This is a genomic window from Sphingopyxis sp., from assembly GCF_965279755.1.
Classification (GTDB): domain Bacteria; phylum Pseudomonadota; class Alphaproteobacteria; order Sphingomonadales; family Sphingomonadaceae; genus Sphingopyxis.
In genome coordinates, this window is the sequence record NZ_OZ257261.1 from 2,512,657 (window position 1) to 2,537,005 (window position 24,349).

The 24,349-nt window shown below is 65.4% G+C and carries 23 protein-coding genes and 1 tRNA gene; 10 read left to right on the top strand and 14 right to left on the bottom strand.

All coding sequences use genetic code 11. From position 1 onward, the window contains the following. Positions 1-3 precede the first annotated feature (3 nt). The 4 genes from ACQY80_RS12345 to ACQY80_RS12360 form a co-directional block, all read right to left on the bottom strand. Positions 4-1,788 (bottom strand): DUF6504 family protein, encoded by a 1,785-nt coding sequence (locus tag ACQY80_RS12345; protein WP_428679973.1) that lies wholly within the window; start codon positions 1,786-1,788, stop codon positions 4-6. Next, positions 1,706-2,485: an ImuA family protein gene (locus ACQY80_RS12350; protein WP_428679976.1), complete on the bottom strand. Its 780-nt coding sequence runs from the start codon at positions 2,483-2,485 to the stop codon at positions 1,706-1,708. Before ACQY80_RS12350 ends, ACQY80_RS12345 begins: the two co-directional genes overlap by 83 nt. Positions 2,486-2,686: 201 nt before the next feature. Next, entirely contained in the window at positions 2,687-3,124 is a 438-nt protein-coding gene (locus ACQY80_RS12355) for a DUF1810 domain-containing protein (RefSeq protein ID WP_428679979.1), read from the bottom strand. Next, complete coding sequence (locus tag ACQY80_RS12360; RefSeq protein WP_428679982.1) at positions 3,121-3,741, bottom strand: SOS response-associated peptidase; 621 nt, start codon at positions 3,739-3,741, stop codon at positions 3,121-3,123. The genes ACQY80_RS12355 and ACQY80_RS12360 overlap by 4 nt, the downstream gene beginning before the upstream one ends. 50 nt (positions 3,742-3,791) lie before the next feature. On the opposite strand from ACQY80_RS12360, the gene ACQY80_RS12365 reads away from it, so the two are divergent. The 5 genes from ACQY80_RS12365 (at position 3,792) to ACQY80_RS12385 (ending at position 7,188) form a co-directional block, all read left to right on the top strand. After that, positions 3,792-4,304, top strand: a complete 513-nt coding sequence (locus ACQY80_RS12365) for an SOS response-associated peptidase family protein (protein ID WP_428679985.1) — start codon at positions 3,792-3,794, stop codon at positions 4,302-4,304. A gap of 5 nt (positions 4,305-4,309) precedes the next feature. Continuing rightward, entirely contained in the window at positions 4,310-4,894 is a 585-nt protein-coding gene (locus ACQY80_RS12370) for an alpha-ketoglutarate-dependent dioxygenase AlkB (RefSeq protein WP_428685854.1), read from the top strand. A gap of 115 nt (positions 4,895-5,009) precedes the next feature. Further along, positions 5,010-5,252, top strand: a complete 243-nt coding sequence (locus ACQY80_RS12375) for a helix-turn-helix domain-containing protein (RefSeq protein WP_428679988.1) — start codon at positions 5,010-5,012, stop codon at positions 5,250-5,252. A gap of 109 nt (positions 5,253-5,361) precedes the next feature. Further along, positions 5,362-5,556: a hypothetical protein gene (locus ACQY80_RS12380; RefSeq protein WP_428679991.1), complete on the top strand. Its 195-nt coding sequence runs from the start codon at positions 5,362-5,364 to the stop codon at positions 5,554-5,556. A 21-nt stretch (positions 5,557-5,577) separates the two neighbouring features. Beyond that, positions 5,578-7,188: a recombinase family protein gene (locus ACQY80_RS12385; protein ID WP_428679993.1), complete on the top strand. Its 1,611-nt coding sequence runs from the start codon at positions 5,578-5,580 to the stop codon at positions 7,186-7,188. Here ACQY80_RS12385 and ACQY80_RS12390 read toward each other — a convergent pair. The 3 genes from ACQY80_RS12390 to moaA all read right to left on the bottom strand — a co-directional run bounded on the left by ACQY80_RS12390 (position 7,174) and on the right by moaA (position 9,124). Further along, positions 7,174-7,248 (bottom strand) — tRNA-Asn (locus ACQY80_RS12390). The two genes, ACQY80_RS12385 and ACQY80_RS12390, sit on opposite strands and share 15 nt — an antisense overlap. Positions 7,249-7,309: 61 nt before the next feature. Beyond that, a complete protein-coding gene (locus ACQY80_RS12395; protein WP_428685856.1) occupies positions 7,310-8,080 on the bottom strand; it encodes an NAD kinase in 771 nt (256 codons plus the stop codon). A 39-nt stretch (positions 8,081-8,119) separates the two neighbouring features. Further along, positions 8,120-9,124 (bottom strand): GTP 3',8-cyclase MoaA, encoded by a 1,005-nt coding sequence (moaA, locus tag ACQY80_RS12400; RefSeq protein WP_428679996.1) that lies wholly within the window; start codon positions 9,122-9,124, stop codon positions 8,120-8,122. A 61-nt stretch (positions 9,125-9,185) separates the two neighbouring features. Between moaA and ACQY80_RS12405 the strand changes: the two genes are divergently transcribed. Beyond that, positions 9,186-10,385 (top strand): EAL domain-containing protein, encoded by a 1,200-nt coding sequence (locus ACQY80_RS12405; protein ID WP_428679999.1) that lies wholly within the window; start codon positions 9,186-9,188, stop codon positions 10,383-10,385. Here ACQY80_RS12405 and mfd read toward each other — a convergent pair. Then, positions 10,382-13,876 carry a transcription-repair coupling factor gene (gene mfd / locus ACQY80_RS12410; RefSeq protein WP_428680002.1) on the bottom strand — a complete coding sequence of 1,165 codons (3,495 nt, stop codon included), beginning with the start codon at positions 13,874-13,876 and terminating at the stop codon, positions 10,382-10,384. The genes ACQY80_RS12405 and mfd overlap by 4 nt on opposite strands. Beyond that, on the bottom strand, positions 13,873-14,139 hold the full coding sequence (locus ACQY80_RS12415) for a succinate dehydrogenase assembly factor 2 (RefSeq protein ID WP_428680004.1): 267 nt from the start codon (positions 14,137-14,139) through the stop codon (positions 13,873-13,875). The genes mfd and ACQY80_RS12415 overlap by 4 nt, the downstream gene beginning before the upstream one ends. 74 nt (positions 14,140-14,213) lie before the next feature. Here ACQY80_RS12415 and recG point away from each other — a divergent pair, with 74 nt between their 5' ends. Beyond that, entirely contained in the window at positions 14,214-16,280 is a 2,067-nt protein-coding gene (gene recG, locus ACQY80_RS12420) for an ATP-dependent DNA helicase RecG (protein ID WP_428680007.1), read from the top strand. Here the strand turns inward: recG and ACQY80_RS12425 are convergent. Further along, positions 16,277-16,618, bottom strand: a complete 342-nt coding sequence (locus ACQY80_RS12425) for a PilZ domain-containing protein (RefSeq protein WP_428680010.1) — start codon at positions 16,616-16,618, stop codon at positions 16,277-16,279. The two genes, recG and ACQY80_RS12425, sit on opposite strands and share 4 nt — an antisense overlap. 75 nt (positions 16,619-16,693) lie before the next feature. Next, positions 16,694-17,920: a tyrosine--tRNA ligase gene (tyrS, locus tag ACQY80_RS12430; RefSeq protein WP_428680013.1), complete on the bottom strand. Its 1,227-nt coding sequence runs from the start codon at positions 17,918-17,920 to the stop codon at positions 16,694-16,696. A gap of 41 nt (positions 17,921-17,961) precedes the next feature. Between tyrS and ACQY80_RS12435 the strand changes: the two genes are divergently transcribed. The 3 genes from ACQY80_RS12435 to ACQY80_RS12445 are packed head-to-tail and all read left to right on the top strand — an operon-like array spanning position 17,962 to position 20,971. Continuing rightward, positions 17,962-18,510: a DOMON-like domain-containing protein gene (locus ACQY80_RS12435; RefSeq protein ID WP_428680016.1), complete on the top strand. Its 549-nt coding sequence runs from the start codon at positions 17,962-17,964 to the stop codon at positions 18,508-18,510. A 2-nt stretch (positions 18,511-18,512) separates the two neighbouring features. Beyond that, entirely contained in the window at positions 18,513-19,712 is a 1,200-nt protein-coding gene (locus tag ACQY80_RS12440; protein ID WP_428685858.1) for an exo-beta-N-acetylmuramidase NamZ family protein, read from the top strand. A 14-nt stretch (positions 19,713-19,726) separates the two neighbouring features. Continuing rightward, a complete protein-coding gene (locus ACQY80_RS12445; protein WP_428680019.1) occupies positions 19,727-20,971 on the top strand; it encodes a M24 family metallopeptidase in 1,245 nt (414 codons plus the stop codon). Here the strand turns inward: ACQY80_RS12445 and ACQY80_RS12450 are convergent. From ACQY80_RS12450 to ACQY80_RS12460, 3 genes are read right to left on the bottom strand one after another with little or no spacing between them, the layout of a single operon-like run. Continuing rightward, complete coding sequence (locus ACQY80_RS12450) at positions 20,968-21,828, bottom strand: DUF817 domain-containing protein (protein ID WP_428680022.1); 861 nt, start codon at positions 21,826-21,828, stop codon at positions 20,968-20,970. The genes ACQY80_RS12445 and ACQY80_RS12450 overlap by 4 nt on opposite strands. Next, a complete protein-coding gene (locus ACQY80_RS12455) occupies positions 21,821-22,627 on the bottom strand; it encodes a lipid II flippase Amj family protein (RefSeq protein ID WP_428680025.1) in 807 nt (268 codons plus the stop codon). Before ACQY80_RS12455 ends, ACQY80_RS12450 begins: the two co-directional genes overlap by 8 nt. Before the next feature lie 31 nt (positions 22,628-22,658). After that, positions 22,659-23,837, bottom strand: a complete 1,179-nt coding sequence (locus ACQY80_RS12460; RefSeq protein WP_428680028.1) for a vWA domain-containing protein — start codon at positions 23,835-23,837, stop codon at positions 22,659-22,661. Positions 23,838-24,349: the final 512 nt, after the last annotated feature.

Here is a 24,349-nt window from a genome sequence, read left to right on the forward strand (position 1 = left end):
GCCTCAGCCGAAGACCCCGTGCAGATACCAGCTGAGATCGCCGGTCTCGGGCGCGACCGCGTCGCCGCGGCGAAAGAGCCAGAAGCGTTCGCCGGTCTCGGCTTCGACTTTGAAATAATCCCTGACCGCCCACATCTCGCGGGTGCTGCGCCACCATTCGCCATGGATGCGTTCGGGGCCATCGCCCGCGACCACCCGGTAATCTTTGCCGCGCCAGCGGAAGCGGCGCGGTGGATGGTCGGGGAGCAGCGCGACGACGCCCGACAGCAGCTCGGGCCGCTTCAGTAATCGCGCGGGACGTGCCCAGATCGGCCAGCCCTTCGGCTCGCCGAGCGGCGCGAGCGCGCGCACCGCGCGCTCGGGGACGTCGCTCTCGATCGCGGTCATCCGGAACAGCGCGGCGTCGCCAACCCGTCCGGCGAGCTGATCGACGAGCGGCGCGATATCGGGCGCGCGCTCGCTGGCGATGAGATCGGTGGAAAAAGCCAGGGCGCCGAGCGGCTCGACGCCCGGCGCCGCAAGCCGCATCGCCTCGATGCCGAGGCCCGGCTCGATCGTCTCGATCCGCAGCGCGAACATGCGCTTGATGTGCCGGGCGTCGCGGGTGGCGCGGGCGGTGCCGAGCGCGACGACCTGCTCGCCGTCATCGACGCGCACCGAGGTCAGGACCGCGCCACGGAGTCCGAGGCCGCGTGTTTCGAGCATCGCGACGAGATCATCGACGAGATCGCCGATGACCTGCGCGATCGCCTCGGGCGTCGCGATCGGCTCGACCAGCCGGCGTTCGACCTCGGGCATCTCGAACGGGACAAGCCCGACGATCGGCTCGGGCGCGAGCCCGCGCGCCTGGTCGAGGCGCTCGACCGTCCTGAGGCCGAGGCGCCGCGCCAGCGGGCCGCGCGGCATCGGATAGAGATCGGCGATGCGTTCGATTCCGAAGCGTGCCGCCGCAATCAGCGCGTGCGGCTCGAGCCGCAGCGCCGCGAGCGGCAGGTCGGCGAGCGCCTGCGTCTCGGTGCCAGGCGCAAGTGTTACGATTGTCTCGCCCGAATAGCGCGCGAGCGCGTGCGCGGCACCTGGCGTGCCGGCGATCGCGATGCAGGCGGTGAACCCCAGCCTTTTGAGGAACCCGATCAGGCGGCGGCAAAAGCGCGCCTCGCCGCCGAACAGGTGGGTCGTTCCGCTGAGATCGAACCAGAGGCCGTCCGGCCCGGCCACGGCAGCGGTCGGCGTCCAGTGCCGGACGGCGTGGAGCGCGAGCCGGTCGAGCAGCGCCCGGTCGGCGCCGGGATCGGCCTCGCCGACGTCGAGGTCGGGCACGAGGGCGCGGGCGTGCGCCGCCGCCATGCCGACGCCTAGCCCCAGGTCGAGCGCGAGCGGGCAGGCGGCGGTTACGATCTCGCGCTGCCCCGCGCGCGCGATCAGGATGCGTGGCCTCAGGCCCCAAAGCGCGGGCAGCGCCGGCGGCGGCGTGACCGCCGCGCCCGCCTCGTCGCCCGGCGCGGGCCGGAAAGGGGAGGGAGCGGCCTCGGAGCGGCGGCCCATCTCGCGCAGGGTCGGGCGCTGGTGCGCGGGCAGCGCTTCGCTCGCGGCCTGCGCCCAGCGGGCGCCGGGGCGCCAGCCGCCGCCGCGGGGGACCGAACAGGCGCCGGGATTGTCGTCGACCGGCACCGGAAGCGGCGCCGCCGGCGAAGGGGCGCCGCGGTTAGGCCGCGTATTGGGTCGCTCTGTCCTGCGCAGCCGCTCGATCGCGAGCTGCGGCAGGAAGAGCGAGGCGACCCTGGTCATCGCACGCCTCCAGCTCGAGGGAAAAGGGCGGCCCGCCGCGCTGGCGTACGAGCTCGATGGTCCATCGCGCGCGGCCGACCCCGGGCGCGGCGAGGGGAGCGGAGGGCGCACAGCCGATCCGCCAGCGGGTCATTGCGAGCGAAGGCTCACCCAGCGGGCAGCGGCCCTGGCGCCGGTGTCGGCGGTAGAGCAGCAGCGGCGTCTGTCCTTCGGACGCCGCAAGCTGCAGGCGCCGCGTCGCGGTCTGGTCCGCCACTTTCACTTCGGCGATCACGCAGGCGAGCGAGCCGTCGCGAAGGCCGTCTTCGGCCAGGGCGAGGACATCCTTGTCGTCCTTGCCCTGCGCATAGAAGACCTGCTGGGGCGCGAGCCCCGCTTGCTCGATGCCCGGCGCGTAAAGATCGAACCGCGTCAGCGCCCACAGGATGTTGAGGCCGGGCGCCGCGGCGAAGCGCGCGGCGATCCCGGCGGCGAACAGGGTCGCCGCGGCATCGTCGCTCCAGCTCGGGCTGGCGCCGGCGATTTCATGAAGGCCCGCGCCATTGAGCCCATGGTCGGCGAGCTTATGGTCGAGCGGCCCGATGCCGAACGGGAGGATGGCGCCGCGCGCGCTGCGCACGCGCGCCACCGCCTCGCGAAGCGCGGCAAGCTCCTCGGCCGAGGGCCGGGAGACGGGTGATGGCAATGCGAAGGTCATAGGTCATCGACTCAAATGTTCCCTATATGTTCCATTGAGTCGGCTTCGCCGTCAAGGCGCTCGCGGTGAATGCTGTGGATCGTTTGGCGTTACGGAGGCTAGGCGTCCGAGAACAAACGGAATTCGCTATTTGGGTGCGCGGCCCGTGGATGTCGCCGCCGACCTTTGCGCAAGCAGATGATCCGAACGAGGTCGAATCGCTCATTCCCGGGCGGCTGGCGCCGCCATTGCGGCAAGGCTGCGCTTGTCGCGCTGGCCACCGAACCAGCGATCGAGTGCCGCCGCGATGAGCGGCGCTTCGCCCGCCGCCTCGAACAAAGTCAGCGACGAACAAAGCTTTCGGGCGTCGGTCTCACCGAAGACCGTGACCGCCGTGGTTCCCGTAAGGTCCTGGAGCGCGGTCACGCATTCGACATAGCGCGGACCGAGCACGGGATGATCGAGATAGGCTTTCGCTTCGTCGACCGACGCGATCGCATAGCGTTGCGCCATGGCGCTGCGCCCGAGCCCCTTGAGCTGCGGGAAGATGAACCACATCCAGTGGGTGCGCTTCGCGCCGCGCCGGATCTCCTCGAGCGCGCGCGGATAGAGTGGCTCCTGCGCTTCGACGAAGCGCTGGAGATCATACTCCCCGGTCATAATTTCAAAGCCCCTTGCGCCGGCGGCGCGCCATAAACCTGCGTGACGTCAAGGCTGCCCCCCGGCAGCCACTGGAGCACTTGAGCCGCCGGGACATCGGGGTCAAGCCAGTCGGCCCAGCTCTCGGGCGCGAGCGGGATGATCTGGCGGTGATGGTAGGGGGCGACATCGGGGCCCGCGTCCATGGTGAGCAGGGTGAACGCCTCGCCTTCGGGATATACGCGCCAGATGCCTGCCATGCAGAACCAGCGCTGTCCTTTCATCGTGAAAAGCCATTTATCGAGGCGCTTCTGTGTCTTGTCCGCCGGATCTGTGAACTCGTAGAAGCCGTCGCATATGACAAGGCAGCGATGCGAGGTGAAGTCGCGCTGCTCGGAGCGGAAATTATAGATCGGGTTGCCCTTCGGGCCCGGCCAGCTCCAGCGCCGGTTGACGAGTTCGCCATGCCCGCGGCCCTTGTCCGCGGTCCGGACGATCGGACCCATATCGGTGATCTTGATATCTTCGCGCGCCTCGACGTTGGGCGTGCCCTCGGGCGTGTCGAGCTTGATCTGGAGATCGTCGAAATCCTCGGCCACCGAGGCGATGTCGATGATCAGCCTATAGTCGTTGCACATATCCCGTCCTCGGTCTTGCGACTCGCTTTCGTTCCTATTATGTTCCGGTCATGGATTCAACGCCCACGCCATTTGCCGAAGATGCACCCAATGGTGCCATGCGGGCAATCGTGCGGCGCAATCCCGACAACGCCTCGGAGATCGAGATGGTTCGCGCGCTCTGGGGATCGAATCCCCGGTTCGGCGATGGCGTCGATTTTCGCTTCGTCCGATCCGAGGGCCGCGCCTTTCCGGCGCGCCGCTGCCTCGTTCCGGCGTCGGAATTTCACATGGGCGTCGGCGACAAGCGGTACCGCGCGACGCTCGACGGCGGTAATTTCTTCTACCTCGCCGCGATCTGGGACCCGCCGCTCGGCGACTTCCCTCTGTCCTACCGGATCGTCACCGTCGCCGCGAACCCGGACATATCGCCCTATCAGTCGCGGCATGGCGCGATCATCCACCGCCGCCAGGTGATGGCATGGCTCGACGCCTCGGTTCCCGAGGCCGAGCTTTTGATCTCCCCGCCAGCCAACACCTTCCTCGTCGAGCCGATCGGGGGGCAGGCGCTGCTGCCGCTGTGACGGCGATGCCTAAGCTGAGCGGGCAGGGCGACCTGTTCGGCGCGCCGCTGCTTCCGGGGCTGACAGCCGCCCCGGGCTTCATCTCGGCTGGCGAAGAGCGCGCGTTGATCGCGCACCTCGCCGCCGCCGACCTCGAACCCTTCGCGTTTCAGCAATGGACCGGCAAGCGGCTGACGCGCTCCTTCGGCTGGACCTACGACTTCAAGACCGGCCGCTTCGCGCCTTCGGACCCATTCCCGGCCTGGCTCCGGCCGATCGCCGCGCGCGCCGCGGCGTTCGCCGGCATCGATGCCGCCGATATCGCGCAGGCGCTGCTGATCGAATATGGCGAAGGCGCCGGTATCGGCTGGCACAAGGACCGCCCCGTCTTCGATCATGTCATCGGCATCTCGCTGGGCGCCGAGGCGGTGATGCGGTTTCGTCGCCGGACCAGGACCGGCTTCGATCGCGCATCCTTGCCGCTCACGCCGCGCGGCATCTATCATCTCGCCGGCGAGGCGCGGCGCGATTGGGAGCATAGCATCACCGAAATGCCCGCGCCGCGCTGGTCGATCACCTTTCGCAGCCTCTGCCGGGACGCATCGCTCTAATCCATTTCGGAGCAGAATGCGGGGTCGAGGTAGTGCAATGCACTAGTGTGCCTGATATTATTTCCGCGACCGAGGCAGGGCGAGGAACCGATGGCGTGGATATTGGACAGTGCCCATGACAGCAGGCCGCTCATCGCGCACGGCGCGACCGAATATCCTGCCGGAGATATCGGTGCGCGACATCCGGATGCGCCAGGGTCTGTCGCAGATTGCATTCGCCCGGCGCTTCGGTCTCAACATCCACACGCTTCGCCAGTGGGAGCAGGGGCTTCGCGAGCCCGAGGGCCCCGCGCGGACCTACCTTACCGTTATCGATCGCATTCCTGGCGCCGTCGCGAGTGCGCTGGAGACCCCCTGATGTACGCTGATTGCTACCCCAAGGCGTCCGGAGCCCCCCCGGCTTTGTTTCTCTTCGCCAGAGCACCCATGCCCTTTTTTGCCCAGGCGGCGTCGCCAGATAGCCGGTCATGGCTACGCGGCAGAAGCGCTATACGATCCGAACCGGCGACCGGCGCCGGACGCGACGGAGCGCGCCGAGCGAGGAAAGCTGGGTCGTCGTCGACGACCTCCCGCGCCGGATATCACTCGGCGCAGCCGAGATCGATATCTTCGAGGCGATGTTTGGCGATATTCTCGACGATCTCTTGCGGGGCGACGTCTAGGCACGGAACAGGAGATCCGCGATGACCCTCAAGCTGCGCGCGGCGCTCTATCTTCGCGTCTCGACCTCCAAGCAGGCCGAGCAGGACGTCTCGATCCCCGACCAGCGCCGGCAGGGCGAGGCTTATTGTGAATCGCGCGGGTTCGATCTCGTCGAGACCTATGTCGAGCCCGGCGCGTCGGCGACGACCGATCGCCGACCGGAATTCCAGCGGATGATCGAGGCGGGGATGGCGAAGCCGCCGCGGTTCGACGTGATCGTCGTTCACTCGTTCAGCCGCTTCTTCCGCGATCATTTCGAGCTTGAGTTTCATGTCCGCAAGCTCGCCAAGAATGGCGTCAAGCTCGTGTCGATCACGCAGGAAATCGGCGACGATCCGGTCCATGTCATGATGCGTCAGATCATGGCGCTCTTCGACGAATATCAGTCGAAGGAGAATGCCAAGCACACGCTGCGGGCGATGAAGGAAAACGCCCGGCAGGGATTCTGGAACGGCGCCCTGCCGCCCATCGGTTATCGCCTCGTGGTGGCCGAGCAGCGCGGCTTGCGCGCGAAGAAGAAGCTCGAAATCGATCCGCTCCACGCCGAGACCGTCCGGCTGATGTTCCGCCTCGCGAATGCAGGCGATGGCGACGGCCCCCTCGGCGTCAAGGCGATTGCCCATTATCTCAACTCGAGAGGGATGTTCACGCGCTCGGGTGGACGCTGGGGCGTGGGGACCGTCCATCAGATTCTGACCCGGCGCAGCTATATGGGCGTGCACGAATTCAATCGCATCGCGAAAGGCGGCCGCGTGAACCCGGACGCCGACGTGATTACGATGGCGGTGCCGCCGCTCGTCGATCCAGAACTCTTTGATGCCGTGCAGGCGCGCCTGAAGTCGCGCCGTCCCGACAGGATGAACCCGGCATTGGCGGGAACCGCCTCTCTCCTGACGGGGATCCTTCGTTGCGCCGCCTGCGGCGGCGCGATGACGGTGATGACCGGAAAGCGCGGACGCTACCGTTACTATTCTTGCGGCAACCGGCGGCGCCAGGGCCTCACGTCCTGCAGCGCCGGGGCTATTCGCCTCGATCATCTGGACGAGGTCATGGCGCGTTTTGTCCAGAATCAGTTGCTGGACGCGGATGCGATGGAAGCGATTCTGGAAGCGTTGCTCGATCGAAAGCGCACGCGGGTGGCGGAACGCCAACGTCATATCGGCGATTTAAATCGGCGCGCTGCGGAAGCGCAGCAGCGATTGAGCCGACTTTACGAAGCGATCGAGAACGGGGTCGCCGATCCCGCCGACGCCGATCTGGCCGGACGGATAGATTCGTTGAAATCAGCGCGCGATCTGGCGAATGCCGAAGCGGCTAAGGCGGGGGATGTCCTCAACGCGTCGGGTATTGGCGCCGTATCGTCGAATATGCTCGCCGAATTCACGACCCGCGCGCGGATACAAGTGCGTGCTGGCGGCCCGAAACAACGACGCGACCTGCTGCACCGGTTCGTCCAGAGAATCGAAGTTCACGACCGACTGATAAGGGTCGGAGGAAAACGAGAATCGCTGCTGAAGACGGTGGTTTCTCTAGGAAACGAACAAGTCAGTGGGCAAGTGCCCTCTGCTGTACTGAAATGGCTCCCCGGGTAGGATTCGAACCTACGGCCGCTCGATTAACAGTCGAGAGCTCTACCGCTGAGCTACCGAGGAACACGCCGCCTAAGCGGGCAAGGCGGTCCCTTTGCCGCCGGTCGCGGGATTAATCAAGCCCTCAAACGATAAATTGTTCCATCGCGATGCGTTCGTCGAGGCCCTGATCGGGATCGAAGAGCAAAGTCAGTGGCCGGCTGCGGTCGGTGGTGACCAACACCGTCTTCACATCGCGGATTTCGCGCTGGTCGGCGACCGCGCTGACCGGCCGTTTCGCGGCTTCGCGGACGTTGAAACGGATGCTCGTCGATTCGGGAACGAGCGCACCGCGCCAGCGCCGCGGGCGGAAGGGGCTGATCGGAGTCAGCGCGAGCATTGCCGAATCGAGCGGAAGGATCGGGCCGTTGGCGCTAAGATTGTAAGCGGTGGATCCTGCGGGGGTCGACACCAGCACGCCGTCGCACGCGAGTTCCTCGAGCATCGTCTTTTCGTTGATCATAACCTCGAGCTTCGCCGCCTGACGCGTCTCGCGGAGGAGCGAGATTTCGTTGATCGCGGGCAGGATGTGCCGCTCTCCGCTGATCGTGGTGATATCGCCCGACAGCGGATGGATCAGATAGGGGCGCGCCGCCGATATGCGGTCGAGCAGGCCCTCGACCCGGAACTCGTTCATCAGGAAGCCGATCGTGCCGCGGTTCATTCCGAACACCGGCAGGCTCCGCCGCTGGTCGAGGAGCTGGTGCAGCATATGAAGCAGGAAGCCGTCGCCGCCGAGCGCGATCAGCATGTCGGCCTCGCCCAGATCGACGAAATCATATAGCGGTCGCAGCTCGGCCTCGGCCTCTTCCGCTGCGGGCGCGTTCGATGCGACGAGCGCGATCTTGCGTTGCATCATGGTCCCCGTGCCCCCTCGGCCTTTGGGAGCGGCCTGTCAGCCGCCCGTTGCACTCATATGACGCGCGACCGCCGGTGTGGACTTTCGTTCGATATGAAAGTCATGCGCGCGGGGTTTGCCAGCCAATGCGACATCAATCAAGCCATCGACATCGCCGCCGTCGCGCAGCGCAGCGCGCAGGTCGACATGATCCTCCTGACCCAGGCACATATAGATACGTCCTTCGACCGTCAGACGAATGCGGTTGCAGGTCGCGCAGAAATTGTCGCTGAGCGGCGTGATGAGGCCAAGGGTGACGGGGCTTCCCTCGACCGCGAAATATCGCGCCGGACCGCCGGTGCGCTTGTCGACAGGAAATATCTCGCGTTCCGCCCGCAGCGGGGCAATGAACTGGTGGAGCGGAATATAATGGTCGCTGCGATCCTCGGCGACCTCGCCGAGCGGCATCGTCTCGATCAGTGTCAGGTCGAAGCCGTTGGCCCCGCAATAATCGAGCATCGGCGGCAGCTGGTCTTCGTTGAGCCCGGCAAGGGCGACCATGTTGACCTTCACCGCGAGGCCGGCCTCGCGTGCAGCCTCGACCCCGCGCAATGCGACATCGAGATCGCCGACGCGGGTGATATGGCGAAAGGCCACCGGATCGAGCGTGTCGAGGCTGACGTTGATCCGCCGAACCCCGGCGGCGGCGAGCATCGGCGCATGTTCGGACAACCGCATCGCATTGGTGGTCAGCGTCAGCTCGTCGAGTCCGTAGCCGATCAGCGCGCCGAGTCGCGCGGCCAGCATGTCAATGCCGCGCCGCACGAGGGGTTCGCCGCCGGTCAAGCGGATACGGCGGATGCCGCGCGCGACGAATCGTTCGGCGAGATCGCCCATTTCCTCGATGCTCAGCACCTGCGATCGCGGCAGAAAGCGCATATCTTCGGCCATGCAATAACGGCAGCGAAGGTCGCAGCGATCGGTGACCGACAGGCGCAAATAGCTGATCCGGCGGCCAATGCCGTCGATCAGGGGCGCGGATGGAGAGGAATTTGCGGCCATCGGCGATATTCTGGTGCAAAATGGAAGGGCTTGGCAAGCAATCGCTGCTATGGCGGCGCTCATGAATCGGATGATTGACTCGGGCGCCCCAAGCGTCCGGCAGATTGAATTGCTACAAAAACAGGCCGGCGCGGATATCGGGGTGATCCTGGTCCAGGTCGACCAGCTCGCGCGCATCAACAACAGCGCGGGCACCGAAACGGGTGATGCGCTGCTTGAGGAAGTGGCGCGCCGGCTCGAAAGTTTTGCCGGCGACGAATTCGGACGGGGATCATTGGTCGAGCGAACCGGCGGGCCACGTTTCGTCATCGTGCCCGCGACATCGCTGTCGCTTGGAGCCTTGCGCGTGCAGGAACGTGCGCTGCACGTCGCGCTCGCCGAACCGATGGTGGGCGATCCGAACGGCCGGCTGGCAATCCGTATCGCTTCCTCGCTGATCACCCGCGACGAGGATATCGCGGCGCAGCTTCGCATCGCGGCCGATCAGCTCGGCCGCCCCGCATCGGCGCGCGATGGCGCGATGGTCAACGCGGCGCTCTCGCATGATGAGGTCGTCGTCTTCTATCAGCCGCAATATGACGTCGCGACCGGCGAAATGACCGGGGTCGAAGCTTTGCTGCGCTGGCAGCATCCCGAGCTGGGTTTACTGGGCGCCGGGCCGCTGGTGACCGCTGCGCGGGCCGCGCGGCTCGAACGCGAACTCACCGAACACACGCATCGCGTCGCGCTTGCTGAAATGGCGCAATGGCCAAAGGCGCTCGGCAAGCTGCGCGTATCGCTCAATATCACCGCCGCCGATCTTGGCGATCCCGAATTCGCGGACCGCTTTGCGATGATGGCGAAATGGGCGGGGGTCGATCCCGACCGGATCACGCTCGAGCTCACCGAACAGGCCATGCTCAGCGATCCCGCGAGCGCCGCGGCGCAGCTCGCGCAGCTGCGCGCGTTTGGCTGCGCGATCGCGATCGACGATTTCGGCACCGGCTATTCCAGCCTGTCGCTGCTCGCGCGGCTTCCGATCGATTATCTCAAGATCGACAGCGGCTTCACTCGCAGCCTCGATGGCAGCGACCGCGACCGCATCGTCGTGCGCGCGATTGTCGATCTGGCGCGCGCGCTGGGTCTGCTCGTGGTTGCCGAGGGTATCGAGACCGAGCAGCAACTCGGCCGGCTCAAAGAGCTGGGCGTCGCGACTTGGCAGGGCTTCCTGAAGTCGGGTCCAGTGCCGGGCGATCAGCTGCTGGAGATGCTGACGTCCTAGGCGGACTGTCGCGCCAATTTCCCCAGTCCTTTCGATAGCTGTAGCGCGCCATTGAGCCGCGCACCCGTGCTGACCCAGTCGCCGCTGATCGACAGCTTGTTGTCGGGGCGCAGGCGCGCGCGACCTTTCAGCCGTTCGACATAGGTGATCAGCCCGGCGACGTTGGCAAAGGCGTCGCCGTGGAAGCTGATGAGCGCGCCCTTGGTGCCGACGTCGAGCTTCGCGATCCCCGCGAGCTTGGCGTTCGCCTTGATCTCCATCAGCTGGATCAGGTTCGCGGTTTCGGGCGGCAGCGGGCCGAAGCGGTCGATCATCTCGGCCGCAAAGGCATCGAGCGCCGGGCGGTCCCCGGCGTCGTTCAGGCGGCGATAGAGCGCCATGCGCAGCGGCAGGTCAGGGACATAATCCTCGGGGATCAGGATCGGCGCGTCGACGGTGATGACCGGTGACAGCGCTTCGCGCGGCGGCGCGGCGCCCATGCCCTCGGCCTTGGCCACCAAAATGGCTTCCTCGAGCATCGACTGGTAGAGTTCGAAGCCGACCTCGCGGATATGCCCCGACTGCTCGTCGCCGACGAGATTGCCGGCGCCGCGAATGTCGAGATCGTGGCTCGCGAGCTGGAAGCCCGCGCCGAGCGTGTCGAGATCGCCGAGTAGTTTGAGCCGCTTTTCGGCGGTGTCGGTGATCGCGCCGCCCTCCGGCGTGGTAAGATAGGCATAAGCGCGCGTCTTCGAACGCCCGACGCGGCCGCGTAGCTGATAGAGCTGCGCGAGGCCAAAGCGGTCGGCGCGGTGGACGATCAGCGTGTTGGCGCTCGGAATGTCGAGCCCGCTCTCGACGATCGTCGTCGAGACGAGCACATCATATTTGCGGTCGTAGAAAGCGCTCATCCGCTCTTCGACCTCACCAGGCGCCATCTGGCCGTGTGCGACGACATATTTGATCTCGGGCACGCGCGTGCGCAGGAACTCTTCGATGTCGGGAAGATCCTTGATCCGCGGTGTGACGAAGAAGCTTTGTCCGCCGCGATCATGCTCGCGGAGCAGTGCCTCGCGCATCACCACCGGATCCCATGGAGCGACATAGGTCCGCACCGCGAGGCGATCCACGGGAGGCGTCTGGATGACGCTCAGTTCGCGCAGACCCGACATCGCCATCTGCAACGTGCGCGGGATCGGCGTCGCGGTAAGGGTCAGGACGTGGACGTCGGTCTTGAGCTGCTTCAGCCGTTCCTTGTGGACGACGCCGAACCGCTGTTCCTCGTCGACGATGACGAGGCCGAGATTTTTGAACTCGACCGATTTCGCTATCACCGCATGGGTGCCGACGACGATGTCGATCGTGCCGGCGGCGAGGCCGTTGCGTGTCTTCTGCGCTTCGGCTGCCGGGACCAGCCGCGACAGCCTGCCGATGTTGATCGGGAAGCCTTTGAAGCGCTCGACGAAGTTCGTGTAATGCTGGCGCGCGAGCAGAGTGGTCGGAACGACGACCGCAACCTGCACCCCCGCCATCGCCGCGACGAAGGCGGCGCGGAGCGCGACCTCGGTCTTGCCGAAGCCCACGTCGCCGCAGACGAGCCGGTCCATCGGGCGTCCCGATGCCATGTCTTCGAGCACATCGCCGATCGCGCGGTCCTGATCGTCGGTTTCCTGATAGGGGAAGCGGTCGGCGAAGGCGGGATAGGCGGCATCCTGCGCCAGCACTTCGCCCGAGCGCAGCGCGCGCTGCGCTGCGGTCGCGAGCAGTTCGCCTGCGATTTCGCGGATCCGCTCCTTCATCCGCGCCTTGCGGCGCTGCCAGGCTTCGCCGCCGAGCTTGTCGAGCGCGACACCATCGCTCTCGCCGCCATAGCGCGAGAGGACGTCGAGGTTCTCGACCGGGACGTAGAGCTTGTCGCCGCCCGCGTACGTCAGCGCGACGCAGTCGTGCGGGCTGTTGCCGACCGGAATCTGGGTCAGCCCCTCATAGCGGCCGATGCCATGGTCGAGGTGGACGACAAGGTCGCCGACGCTGAGCGTCGCGAGTTCCGCAAGAAAGGCGTCGGCGCTCTTGCGGCGCTTCTGGCGGCGGACCAGGCGTTCGCCGAGGATATCCTGTTCGGTGAGCAGGCTGATCGCGTCGCTGGCAAAGCCGTGGTCGAGCGGCAGGACCACCATCGCGGTTGCACCGCCGCTTTCCGCCGATGCGGTGCCGAGCGCATCCTGCCAGCTGTCGGCAGGTGCCAGCGAGGTGACGCCATGGTCGCGGAGCAGGCCCGACAGCCGCTCCCGCGCGCCGCCCGAATAGCTGGCAATGATGGTCTTGCGGCCCTTGCGCCGCTCGTCCGACAGATGGTCGGCAACCTTGTCATAGACGTTGAGGTCGGCGGTGCGTTCGGGGGTGAAGTCGCGCGCGGCGAAGGTTTCGAGATCGATGACCGATGCCGACGGCGGCACATCGAAGGGCGAGACAAGGTGGATGGGGCGTGTGCGCTCGGCCCCGGACCATTCGTCCGGGGTCAGATAAAGCGTTTCGGGCGCGAGCGGGCGATAGCTGCCCGCTTGCTCGCGCTCGGCCGCAACGCGATTCGCATGATAGTCGCGGATCGCGTCGAAGCGCGTTTCGGCGGTCGCGTCGGTGCGGTGGCCGCGCAGCACCGGCGTCGCGGGATCGATATGATCGAACAGGGTCGCCAGACGTTCCTCGAACAGCGGCAGCCAATGGTCCATGCCCGCCTGCCGCCGGCCTTCGCTGACCGCCTGATACAGCGGATCGCCGGTCGCCTGCGCGCCGAAGATTTCGCGGTAGCTGGACCGGAAGCGCTTGATCGTTGCCTCGTCGAGCAAGGTCTCTGCTGCCGGGAGTAATTGCAATGCCTTGGCGGGGCCGAGGCTGCGCTGGTCGGCAGGATCGAAGCGGCGGATGCTCTCGATCTCGTCGCCGAAGAAATCGACACGCAGGCCGGTCTCCTCGCCGGCGGGGAACAGGTCGAGGATGCCGCCGCGCACCGCGAACTCGCCCTGGTCGGCGACGGTATCGACGCGGCTGAAGCCGTTCGAGACGAGCAACTCGGCGAGCGCATCGCGGTCGATCCGCTGCCCCGCGGCGAGCGTCGTCGCGAGTTGGCGGATACGGAAGGGCGTCAGCGTGCGCTGGGTGATCGCGGCCACGGTGGTGAGGATCAATTCGCCGCGCTTCGCCGGCGCCTGCAACGCCGACAGGGTCGCGAGCCGGTCGGCGCTGACGCGCATCGACGGGCCCGCGCGATCATAAGGCAGGCAATCCCACGCCGGAAAGCGATGGACGATCAGGTCGGGCGCAAAGAAGGGGGCCGCGTCGGCGACGGCCTGCATTGCGCTATCGTCGGTCGCGACATAGACGAGCCGCTTGTCGGTCGCCCGCGCAAGGTCTGCGAGCAGCAGCGGCAGGAAGCCGTCGGCCGCGCGCGCAAGCGTCAGCGGCTTCGAGGCCGACGCGATGGCGGCAAAAATGTCGGCAGCGGGACGCGTCATGGCAGCGGAATATAATCCAGTCGGCGCATTGCGGTGATCAACTCGGGCTTGTCCAGATGTGCCGGCGGGTGGCCGGTGCCGAGCGCCCACGCCATGATATCGACGTCGTCTTCCTCGACAACCAGCTCGTACCAGGCGATCTCTTCCTCGCCCCAGTCGCCGGAATAGCGATCGAAGAAGCCGCCGATCATATAGTCGGCCTCGCGTGTGCCGCGATGCCAGGCGCGGAATTTCAGGCGTTTGAGGCGGTCGGTGTGCGGCACGGGTAGAATCCTGACAGCCCATGCGGCCAAGAGTGGCGCACGGGGAACAATCTCTATAGTCAGCCCAGATAGTCATGCGACCTGAGATACTCAATCCGCTCTTTGCCGCGCTGACCGACCTGAAGGGTGTCGGACCGCAGCTTGCCAAGCCGCTGACGCGGCTGGGGCTGGAGCGCGTGGTCGACGTCCTGTTCCATTTGCCGACGGGACTGATCTCGCGTTTTCCGGTCGACCGGCTCGATCAGGCACAGGCGGGGCAGACGATCATCGTCGACCTGACCGCACAGGACTATCGCCCCGGTCGCAGCCCGCGCGCGCCCTTCGGCGTCGAGGCGTTCGACGACGCCGGCGACCATGTGCGCCTGACCTATTTCGGACGAACCTCGGGGCTGGCGCGCAAGCTGTTTCCCTTGGGAGAAAAGCGCCGCATTTCGGGTCGCCTCGATTTCTATGGCGACATGCGCCAGATCGTGCATCCCGATCAGGTCATCGAGCCGGGCGACGAAGCCGGGATCGCCGAGCATGAACCCGTCTATCCGCTGACCGAAGGCCTCACCAACGCGCGGCTGTCGCAACTCGGCGCGGTGGCGCTCGAACGGCGTCCCGATCTGGCCGAATGGATCGACGCGCCGCTGCTGGCGAGCCGTAACTGGCCCTCCTGGCGCGAAGCGATGGAGCGTGCGCATGCCAGCCCGCGCGACGAGGCGGCGCGCGACCGGCTCGCCTATGACGAGATTTTCGCGAGCCAGGTCGCGTTGATGCTGATCCGGGAAGGGCTGCGCGCGCGCAAGGGCAGGGCGATCGTCGGCGACGGGCGATTGACCGATGCGCTGCAACTGCCGTTCGGCTTGACCGGGGCGCAGGAGCGCGTCGGGCGCGAGATTGCGGGCGACATGGCGCAGGATCGCCCGATGCTGCGGATGCTGCAGGGCGACGTCGGATCGGGGAAAACGCTCGTCGCGCTGCGCGCGATGCTCGCGGCGGTCGAGGCGGGGACGCAGGCGGCGCTGCTCGCACCGACCGAGATCCTTGCGCGGCAGCATTATGCGACCTTGCAGCGGATGCTCGGCGGGCTGCCGGTGAACCTCGCGATCCTGACCGGGCGCGACAAGGGCAAGATACGCGAATCGACCTTGATGGGGCTTGCGGACGGCAGCATCGACATCCTCGTCGGCACCCATGCGATCTTCCAGCAGGCAGTGGCGTACAGGGATCTGTCGCTTGTCGTCGTTGACGAGCAGCATCGCTTTGGCGTTGCGCAGCGCTTGATGTTGACCGCCAAGGGCAACCGTCCGCCGCATCTGCTGGTGATGACGGCGACCCCGATCCCGCGCACGCTGCAACTGGCCAATCATGGCGAGATGGACGTGTCGCAGATCGACGAGATGCCGCCGGGGCGCACCCCCGTCGACACGCGCGTCATCTCGCTCGACCGGCTCGACGATGTGGTGGGTTCGCTCGACCGCCATCTGGCGACGGGGGCGCAGGCCTATTGGGTGTGCCCGCTCGTCGCCGAGAGCGAGGGAAGCGAACTCGCCGCGGCCGAGGATCGCGCCGCCTTGCTGCGCGCGCGACTGGGCGACGGACGCGTCGGGCTCGTCCACGGCCGGATGAAGGGCCCCGAAAAGGATGACGTCATGGCGCGCTTTCAGGCGGGCGAGATCGGCGTCCTTGTCGCGACGACCGTGATCGAGGTCGGGGTCGATGTTCCCGCCGCCAGCCTGATGATCATCGAGCATGCGGAGAATTTCGGGCTGGCCCAGCTTCACCAGCTCCGCGGCCGCGTCGGGCGCGGCACGGCGAAATCGGTGTGCTTGCTGCTCCGCTCGCAGAACCTGTCCGAAACCGCGCGCGAGCGGCTGGCGCTGATGCGCGATACCAACGATGGCTTCGTGATTGCCGAGAAGGATCTGGAACTTCGGGGCGGCGGCGAACTGCTCGGGCTCAAGCAGTCGGGCGACGCCGATTATCGCGTCGCGACGCCCGAACAACTGGTGCGGCTGTTGCCCGTCGCGCATGATGATGCGCGGCTGTTCGTCGAGCGCGATGGCGGCATGGACGGGGCGCGCGGCGAGGCGGTGCGCCTCTGCCTCTATCTCTTCGAGCGCGATGCGGCGGTGCCGCTGCTGCGGAGTGGTTAGTTGACGTCCCCGCGTGCACCCATGGCGCGGATCATCGGCAGATAATCCTCGGCGGCGATCGACTTTTCGAACTGCACACCGGTCTTGCCGCCGAGCGACCAGACCACCTTTGCGGCGGTGCGGCCGATGATCGGCATGCGGAAGACGACGAGATCGCCGATCTCCAGCCCGCGCTCGTACCGCATCAGCATACCGTCGGCGCTGATGTTGACGCAGGTGCACATTTCCTGCCGCCCGTCGGGCAGCACGAATGGCAGGCGGCAATAGACGTCGCTACGCGGCGCTATTCGCTGGTCGAGCCCGACATAATGGGCCTTGTTGGTGTCAATCTTGCGCATACGTCCCGGACCTTTGTGGTTTGTCAGGGACGTTCTACGCGATTGCTAAAGAATCGGTAAATGATGTTTGTCGTATCAGCGCGTCACCAGGCCGTGTTTCTTCGATCCCAAGCTTACCGGAACGTCGCTTTCGGAAGGCTGAATCCGATGCTGCGGATCACGGACCACGACCCCATCGACCTTGACCGCGCCCTCGTCGAGTTTGCGGCGCGCTTCCTTGTTCGAGGCGGCGAAGCCAAGCTCGCGTAGCGCTTCGACAATCGACAGCCCTTCCGCAGGCGCGGCTGCGCGCGGCAGGTCGCCGCCAATCTGTCCCTTTTCAAAGGTTTGCGACGCGGTTTGGGCTGCCGTCTGCGCCGCGTCTGCGCCGCGGCACATAGCGGTCGCTTCGTTCGCAAGGACCTTCTTCGCCTCGTTGATCTCGGCGCCTTCCAGCGCCTCCAGCCGCGCGATTTCATCGAGCGGCAGATCGGTGAACAGCTTCAGGAATTTGCCGACGTCGCGGTCGTCGCAATTGCGCCAATATTGCCAATAGTCGAAATGGGGCAGCTGTCCCGAATTGAGCCACACGGCGCCCGACGCGGTTTTGCCCATCTTGGTTCCCGCAGCGGTCGTGAGCAGCGGAGTCGTCAGGCCATAGAGGTCCGCGCCGTCCATCCGCCGGCCAAGCTCCATGCCGTTGACGATATTGCCCCACTGGTCCGATCCGCCCATCTGGAGCCGGACGCCCCGCTCCTTCGACAGATAGCGAAAGTCGTATCCCTGCAGGATCATGTAGTTGAACTCGAGGAAGGTCATCGGCTGTTCGCGGTCGAGCCGCAGCTTGACCGAATCGAAGGTCATCATGCGGTTGATCGTGAAGTGGGTGCCGACTTCCTGGAGCAGTTCGATATAGCCGAGCTTGCCGAGCCAGTCCTGATTATCGACCATCACCGCGTCGGTCGGGCCGTCGCCGAAGGTCAGGAACTGCTGGAAGATGCTGAAGATCGACGCGATGTTGTCGGCGATGGTCTCGTCCGTCAGCATCTTGCGGCTCTCGTCGCGCCCGGTCGGATCCCCGATGCGCGTGGTGCCGCCGCCCATCAGCACAACCGGCTTGTGTCCGGTCTGTTGCAGCCGGCGCAGCATCATGATCTGGACGAGGCTGCCGACGTGCAGGCTGGGCGCGGTTGCGTCAAAGCCGATATATCCGGGGATCACCTGTTTCGCGGCAAGCGCATCGAGCCCTTCCGCGTCGGTCGTCTGGTGGATATAGCCTCGCTCGTCGAGCAGGCGCAGCAGGTCGGATTTATAGTTCGTCATAGCGGGCGGGCGCTTAGCATGGGGTTTGAGATTTGGATAGCATGCGGAAAGAGCTGATCTGCCACGCCGATACGCCCGCGAGGGCGGTACGGTCGGTCGCGGTCGAGGTGGAGCTGTCGTTTGAAGACGGCTTCGCGCTTCGCTTCGTCGTCGACGGCGAGGTTGGCGGGATCGTGCTGCCGCCCGGCGAGGGCGAGCTGGTTATCGCAGACAGCGGTACCGAAGGATTGTGGCAGAGCAGCTGTTTCGAGGCGTTTCTGACCGAAGAGGGTCAGCCCGACTATACCGAATTCAACTATGCCCCCGACGGGCGATGGGCCTGCTACCAGTTCGACGATTATCGTTCGCTGCTGCGGGCCGACCAGCTGGCACCCTGGCGGATGGAGGTCGAGCGCGATCCGGGGCGCTATGCGTTTCATGTCGAACCCGGTATTTTCCCTGACACGGGGTCCAGGCTGGCCTTGGCTGCGGTGATCGAGGAGATCGACGGCACGAAAAGCTATTGGGCCCTGTACCACCCGCCCGGAAAGCCCGACTTTCATCATCCCGATTGCTTTGCGCTGACGCTTGGGGCACCCGACGCGGCATGACTATTTCCTTTGGCATCGACCGCCTGCTCGCCGATCCGGCGCTCCTGAAATCGCTTCAAGGCCAGCGCGTCGCCTTGCTTGCGCACCCGGCCTCGGTCACCGCCGACCTGACGCACAGCCTCGATGCGCTGGTCGCGGCCGGGGTGAATGTCACCGCGGTGTTCGGTCCGCAGCATGGCGTGCGTGGCGACCTGCAGGACAATATGATGGAGTCGCCCGACTTCACCGACCCGACCTATGGCATGCCGGTGTTCAGCCTTTACGGCGAGGTGCGGCGGCCGACCGGCCAGTCGATGCACACGTTCGACGTGATGCTGATCGACTTGCAGGATCTGGGCTGCCGCATCTACACCTATGTGACGACTTTGCTCTACATCCTCGAAGCGGCCGCCGAGCATGGCAAGGCGGTGTGGGTGCTCGACCGGCCCAATCCGGCGGGGCGCCCCGTCGAGGGCACGCGGCTTCTGCCAGGCTGGGAAAGCTTCGTCGGCGCGGGGCCGATGGTGATGCGCCACGGCCTGACCATGGGCGAGATGGGGCATTGGTTCATCCGTCACTTCCATCTCGACGTTGATTATCGCGTAGTCGCGATGGAAAACTGGGCGCCTGATGGTCCCGGCTTCGGCTGGCCGACCGATCGCGTCTGGATCAACCCCAGCCCCAATGCGGCAAACCTCAACATGGCGCGCGCCTATGCCGGGACTGTGATGGTCGAGGGTGCGACGCTGAGCGAAGGGCGCGGCACGACACGCCCGCTCGAACTGTTCGGCGCACCCGACATCGACGCCAAGGCCGTCATCGCCGAAATGCAGCGGCTCGCGCCCGAATGGCTAACGGGCTGCCGCCTGCGCGACATCTGGTTCGAGCCGACTTTTCACAAGCATATGAAGCAGCTCAACAACGGCATTCATATCCATGCCGAGGGTGCGTGGTACGATCATGCCGCGTTCCGCCCGTGGCGCGTGCAGGCACTCGGATTCAAAGCGATCCGCCTGCTCTACCCGGACTATCCGCTCTGGCGCGGTAAGGATTTCAAATATGAGTATACGGACGATGTGCTTGCGATCGACGTGATCAACGGCGGGCCTGCTTTACGCGAATGGGTCGACGATGCCGGGGCGGTGGCGGGCGATCTCGACGCGCTGACGCTGCCTGACGAGGCGGGGTGGCGTGAGGAGATCGGGGACCTGCTGATTTACTGAAGAAGGGTATGGCTATGCATCGGCGGCACTTCCTGGGAACGGCAGCACTGACCGGCCTCGCGGCGGGCTTGCCGGTACCGGCCTTCGCGGTCGACACGGCGGGCCTTCCCGATCTCGCGGCGAAGGCCGTCCCGATCGGCAAGGCCGAGCGTATGGCACGCATCGCCAAGGCGAAGGAACTGATGCGTGCCAATGATATCGGCGCGCTGCTGATCGAGCCCGGATCGAGCCTCATCTATTTCACCGGGGTCGAATGGTGGCGGAGCGAGCGGCTGACCGCCGCGGTGCTGACGCGCGAAGGCGAGGTCGCGATCGTCACGCCCTTCTTCGAAGAGCCTTCGGTGCGGGAAAGTCTGGGTGTCGACGCCGAGGTGCTGACATGGAACGAGGATGAGAATCCGCTGGCGGCGGTCGCGGCGTGGCTCGGCAAGCGCGGATTGGCAACGGGAAAGATCGGCGTCGAGGAGACGGTGCGTTATTTTGCGGTCGATGGCCTGCAAAAGGCGATGCACGCCGCAACCGTGGTCAATGGCGCACCGGTGGTTCGCGGGTGCCGGATGCACAAGTCGGCCGCCGAGATTGCGCTGATGCAGATCGCGTCCGACATCACGCTCGCCGCCTATCGTCACACCGCTCCGCGCGTTGAGGCAGGGATGACGCCCGCCGACATCGGCGCGATCATGAAGGCCGCGACGCGGGCGCTCGGCGGTAACAGCGAGTTCGAACTGATCCTGCTCGGCGAGGCGAGCGCCTATCCGCATGGCAGCGGCAAGCCGCAGGCGGTGAGGGACGGCGAGGTCGTGCTGATGGACTGCGGCGCCACCGTCCACGGTTATCAGTCGGATATTTCACGGACCTTCGTTTACGGCAAGGCGACGGCGCGCCAGCGGCAGGTGTGGGACCAGATGCGCAAGGGGCAGGACGTGGCCTTTGGCGCCGCGAAGCTCGGCACGCCGGCGGGCGCGGTCGACGATGCGGTGCGCGCCTATTATCAGAGCCTCGGCTGGGGGCCGGGCTACAAGCTGCCCGGTACTTCGCACCGCACCGGGCACGGCATCGGCCTCGACGGTCATGAGCCGGTCAATCTGGTGCACGGTGAAACGACGAAGCTGGCGCCCGGCATGTGTTTTTCGAACGAGCCGGGCATCTACATCCCCGGCGAGTTCGGGATCCGCCTTGAGGATTGTTTCCATATCACCGATCGCGGGCCGCAATGGTTCAGCGAACCGCCACCGTCGATCGATCGGCCGTTCGGCTAGCCCGGCACTCTCGGCCGCTGGACGAGGCTTACCAGCACGAACGAAATGATCATCAGCAGATACCAGCTACCGAGCTTTTCGAACCCGACCATATGCCAGCCATCGTTCTGGCTCGGGTAAGTCCAGGCGCGAGCGAAGGTGCCGATATTCTCGGCAAACCAGATGAACAGCGCGACAAGGCCCCAGCCGACGAGCAACGGCATCCGGCGATGCGTGTGGAGCGGGCGGAACCACACCTGGCAGCGCCAGAAGAGCAGCGCGGTCGCCGCGAACAGCAGCCATCGGATGTCATAGATCCAGTGGTGCGCGAAGAAATTGATGTAGATCGCTGCCGCAAGGACATAGCTCGTCCAGATCGGCGGATAGCCCGAATAGCGGAAGTCGAAGATGCGCCAGACGCGCGCGATATAGCTGCCGACTGCGGCATACATGAAGCCCGAGAAGAGCGGCACCGCGCCGATGTGGAGCAGGCTTGCTTCGGGATATTGCCACGACCCCGCGGCGGTCTTGAACAGCTCCATCACCGTGCCGACGATGTGAAAGATCAGGATGACGATCGCTTCCCTCGGCGTCTCCAGCCGGAAGGCGAGCATGCCGAGCTGGATCAGCACCGCGCCGATCGTGATCGCGTCATAGCGGTGGAGCGGCGCATTGTCGGGCCAGAAGAGATGCGTGCCGAGCAGCAGCGCGAGCATCAGCCCGCCGAACAGGCAGGCCCAGCCCTGCTTGAAGCCGAAGACGAGGAATTCGAGAAACCAGCCGCGCGGTCCGGGCTCGACCGCCATCGCCTCCAGCCGGGCGCGGACGGCGTGGAAGCGGCTGTGGCCGCGTGCGCCGTCGCCCGCGGGCTCAGACATGCACAGAGACGTAGGCGATCAGCATCGCGGCGGGCAGCAATAGCGCCTGCGCAAGGATGGTGCCGGCCAGGCGGCTGAGAGAGATGAAGGTGATCGCGCGGCGGAAATCGCTTTCGTCGACTTTGCCCTCGACCGCGTCGTCGGTCATCACCGAAAGCTGCGGATCGATGAAGGCGAACAGCAGGATCGTCGCGAAGCCGTTGATCAGCGCGGAGAGCTGCGACGCGGTGACGCGGAATTCGGGCGCCAGATAGCCTGCGTAGAGCGAGGCGACGACCCCGACCGCGAGCAGCGATTGCGCGAGGCAGTTCGCGATCAGCACACCCCAGCCGATTCCTTTCGGCATCTTCCAGCTTTTGAGGTGCGAGAGGCTGGGAACGGTGAGCGAGCGGCCGAAGGTCCGCAGGCCGCTGGGGCTGATCGCCTTCACCGCCAGCTTCGTCGTCGAACGGTTGTTCTGGTACCAGCCGATCGCCGCGGCGAACATGCGTTGGCCGGTGGGTACGAGCAGAATGCCGATCAGGGTCGCTACACTGGCGGCGGCGAGGACGAACTGCATATCGATGAAGAGCGAGGCGCCGCTGCCGTCGTGGATGCGCGTCTCGATCCGCTTGGCGAGGAACGGCCCGAGGAAACTGTTCGATGTGCGCGAGAAGAGCACGAGGATGTTGAACAGCGCGAACGACATCGCGATCCGCCGCGTGCGGACGCCCGCAATGCGCGCGGCATAGGCGAGCGCGCCGATCAGGTTGATGAAGCCGGTGAGCAGCAGGATGGTGACGAGGGGGAGGTCGATCATCTTCGCGCCCCTACACCCCGTCCACGCCGCGTCAATGCTTTCGCGTCAGCTCGCGCATCGCATCGTCAAGCCCGGCGAGGCTTAGCGGATACATGCGGTCGTTCATCAGCTGTTTGATCAGCTTCACCGACTGGGTGTAGCCCCAATGCGCTTCGGGCACCGGATTGAGCCAGACCGCGGCGGGATAGACATGGGTGATGCGCTGCATCCAGACCGCGCCCGACTCTTCGTTGAAATGTTCGACGCTGCCGCCCGGATGGGTGATTTCATACGCGCTCATCGACGCGTCGCCGACGAAGATCACTTTATAATCATGACCATATTTGTGGAGGATGTCCCACATCTGGTGGCGTTCGGACCAGCGGCGCTTGTTGTCCTTCCACACGCCTTCGTAGGGGCAATTGTGGAAATAGAAGAATTCGAGATTCTTGAATTCGGTCGTCGCGGCGCTGAAAAGTTCCTCGCAGAGCTTGATGAACGGATCCATCGATCCGCCGACGTCGAGGAACAGCAGCAGCTTGACCGCATTGCGCCGCTCGGGTCGCATGCGGATGTCGAGCCAGCCCTGCCGCGCCGTGCCGTCGATCGTGCCCGGAATGTCGAGTTCGTCGGCCGCCCCCTCGCGCGCGAACTTGCGCAGGCGGCGGAGCGCGATCTTGATGTTGCGGGTGCCAAGTTCCTTGGTGTTGTCGAGATTCTGGAACTCGCGCTTTTCCCAGACTTTCAGCGCGCGCTTGTGCTTGCTCTCGCCGCCGATCCGCACGCCTTCGGGGTTGTAGCCCGAATTGCCGAAAGGCGATGTGCCGCCGGTGCCGATCCACTTGTTGCCGCCCTGATGGCGCTTTTGCTGTTCCTCGAGCCGCTTCTTCAGCGTGTCCATGATCTCGTCCCAGTCGCCGAGCGACTTGATCGCTTCCATCTCCTCGGCGGTGAGATATTTCTCGGCAACCGCCTTCAGCCATTCCTCGGGCACGTCGACGGGGTTCTGACCATAGTCGGTGAGCAGGCCCTTGAAGACCTTGTTGAACACCTGATCGAACCGGTCGAGCTGCCCCTCGTCCTTCACATAGATCGCGCGGCTGAGATAATAGAATTGCTCGGGCGTGCGGTCGATGACCTCGCGGTCGAGCGCCTCGAGCAGCATTAGATGCTCTTTCAGACTGGCGGGAATGCCCGCGGCGCGAAGTTCGTCGAGAAAGCCCAGAAGCATGGCAAAGACCTATCGCGTCGGCGCGGCGGGCGCAATCACTTTACGTTTACGGAAACTTGGGTTGCGACGGAGAGTTGGAGCGACGGAAAACTGCGCAACTTCACTCGTAAATCGCATCGGAGCAGCTTGGGCCGCGCCTGCCAAAGCCACTAGAGACCCGCATGCGCGAGGGATTTTCGAGGCTTTAAGGCGACAAAAGATACGGATACGCAGCGCCCGATTGTCTCCATTGTCGCTTTTGGCGGCATGGGAGCGGCGGGCCATTCGCGTGAAGGGGGGCGAGGCGGGCAGGGGCGTCATCCAGAAGGATAGATCATTGCGGCGTATTTTAGGAAAGCGGTTTTTGGATATGCCTGGAAACGACCGGGAGCCGTCATCCACAATGTCGTCATCCCGGCGAAGGCCGGGATCTCGCCTGTGCACCCTTACGACAGGGTGAGATCCCGGCCTTCGCCGGGATGACGATTAAGTGACGGTCAGGAATCAACCCCACATCCGCTGTTCATCGCCAA

Bases quoted from the DNA above. Each gene is read 5' to 3' on its own strand.
- ACQY80_RS12345 (WP_428679973.1), bottom strand. From the start codon at position 1,788: ATGACCAGGGTCGCCTCGCTCTTCCTGCCGCAGCTCGCGATCGAGCGG.
- ACQY80_RS12350 (WP_428679976.1), bottom strand. From the start codon at position 2,485: ATGACCTTCGCATTGCCATCACCCGTCTCCCGGCCCTCGGCCGAGGAG.
- ACQY80_RS12355 (WP_428679979.1), bottom strand. From the start codon at position 3,124: ATGACCGGGGAGTATGATCTCCAGCGCTTCGTCGAAGCGCAGGAGCCA.
- ACQY80_RS12360 (WP_428679982.1), bottom strand. From the start codon at position 3,741: ATGTGCAACGACTATAGGCTGATCATCGACATCGCCTCGGTGGCCGAG.
- ACQY80_RS12365 (WP_428679985.1), top strand. From the start codon at position 3,792: ATGGATTCAACGCCCACGCCATTTGCCGAAGATGCACCCAATGGTGCC.
- ACQY80_RS12370 (WP_428685854.1), top strand. From the start codon at position 4,310: ATGCCTAAGCTGAGCGGGCAGGGCGACCTGTTCGGCGCGCCGCTGCTT.
- ACQY80_RS12375 (WP_428679988.1), top strand. From the start codon at position 5,010: ATGACAGCAGGCCGCTCATCGCGCACGGCGCGACCGAATATCCTGCCG.
- ACQY80_RS12380 (WP_428679991.1), top strand. From the start codon at position 5,362: ATGGCTACGCGGCAGAAGCGCTATACGATCCGAACCGGCGACCGGCGC.
- ACQY80_RS12385 (WP_428679993.1), top strand. From the start codon at position 5,578: ATGACCCTCAAGCTGCGCGCGGCGCTCTATCTTCGCGTCTCGACCTCC.
- ACQY80_RS12395 (WP_428685856.1), bottom strand. From the start codon at position 8,080: ATGCAACGCAAGATCGCGCTCGTCGCATCGAACGCGCCCGCAGCGGAA.
- moaA (WP_428679996.1), bottom strand. From the start codon at position 9,124: ATGGCCGCAAATTCCTCTCCATCCGCGCCCCTGATCGACGGCATTGGC.
- ACQY80_RS12405 (WP_428679999.1), top strand. From the start codon at position 9,186: ATGAATCGGATGATTGACTCGGGCGCCCCAAGCGTCCGGCAGATTGAA.
- mfd (WP_428680002.1), bottom strand. From the start codon at position 13,876: ATGACGCGTCCCGCTGCCGACATTTTTGCCGCCATCGCGTCGGCCTCG.
- recG (WP_428680007.1), top strand. From the start codon at position 14,214: ATGCGACCTGAGATACTCAATCCGCTCTTTGCCGCGCTGACCGACCTG.
- ACQY80_RS12425 (WP_428680010.1), bottom strand. From the start codon at position 16,618: ATGCGCAAGATTGACACCAACAAGGCCCATTATGTCGGGCTCGACCAG.
- tyrS (WP_428680013.1), bottom strand. From the start codon at position 17,920: ATGACGAACTATAAATCCGACCTGCTGCGCCTGCTCGACGAGCGAGGC.
- ACQY80_RS12435 (WP_428680016.1), top strand. From the start codon at position 17,962: ATGCGGAAAGAGCTGATCTGCCACGCCGATACGCCCGCGAGGGCGGTA.
- ACQY80_RS12445 (WP_428680019.1), top strand. From the start codon at position 19,727: ATGCATCGGCGGCACTTCCTGGGAACGGCAGCACTGACCGGCCTCGCG.
- ACQY80_RS12450 (WP_428680022.1), bottom strand. From the start codon at position 21,828: ATGTCTGAGCCCGCGGGCGACGGCGCACGCGGCCACAGCCGCTTCCAC.
- ACQY80_RS12455 (WP_428680025.1), bottom strand. From the start codon at position 22,627: ATGATCGACCTCCCCCTCGTCACCATCCTGCTGCTCACCGGCTTCATC.
- ACQY80_RS12460 (WP_428680028.1), bottom strand. From the start codon at position 23,837: ATGCTTCTGGGCTTTCTCGACGAACTTCGCGCCGCGGGCATTCCCGCC.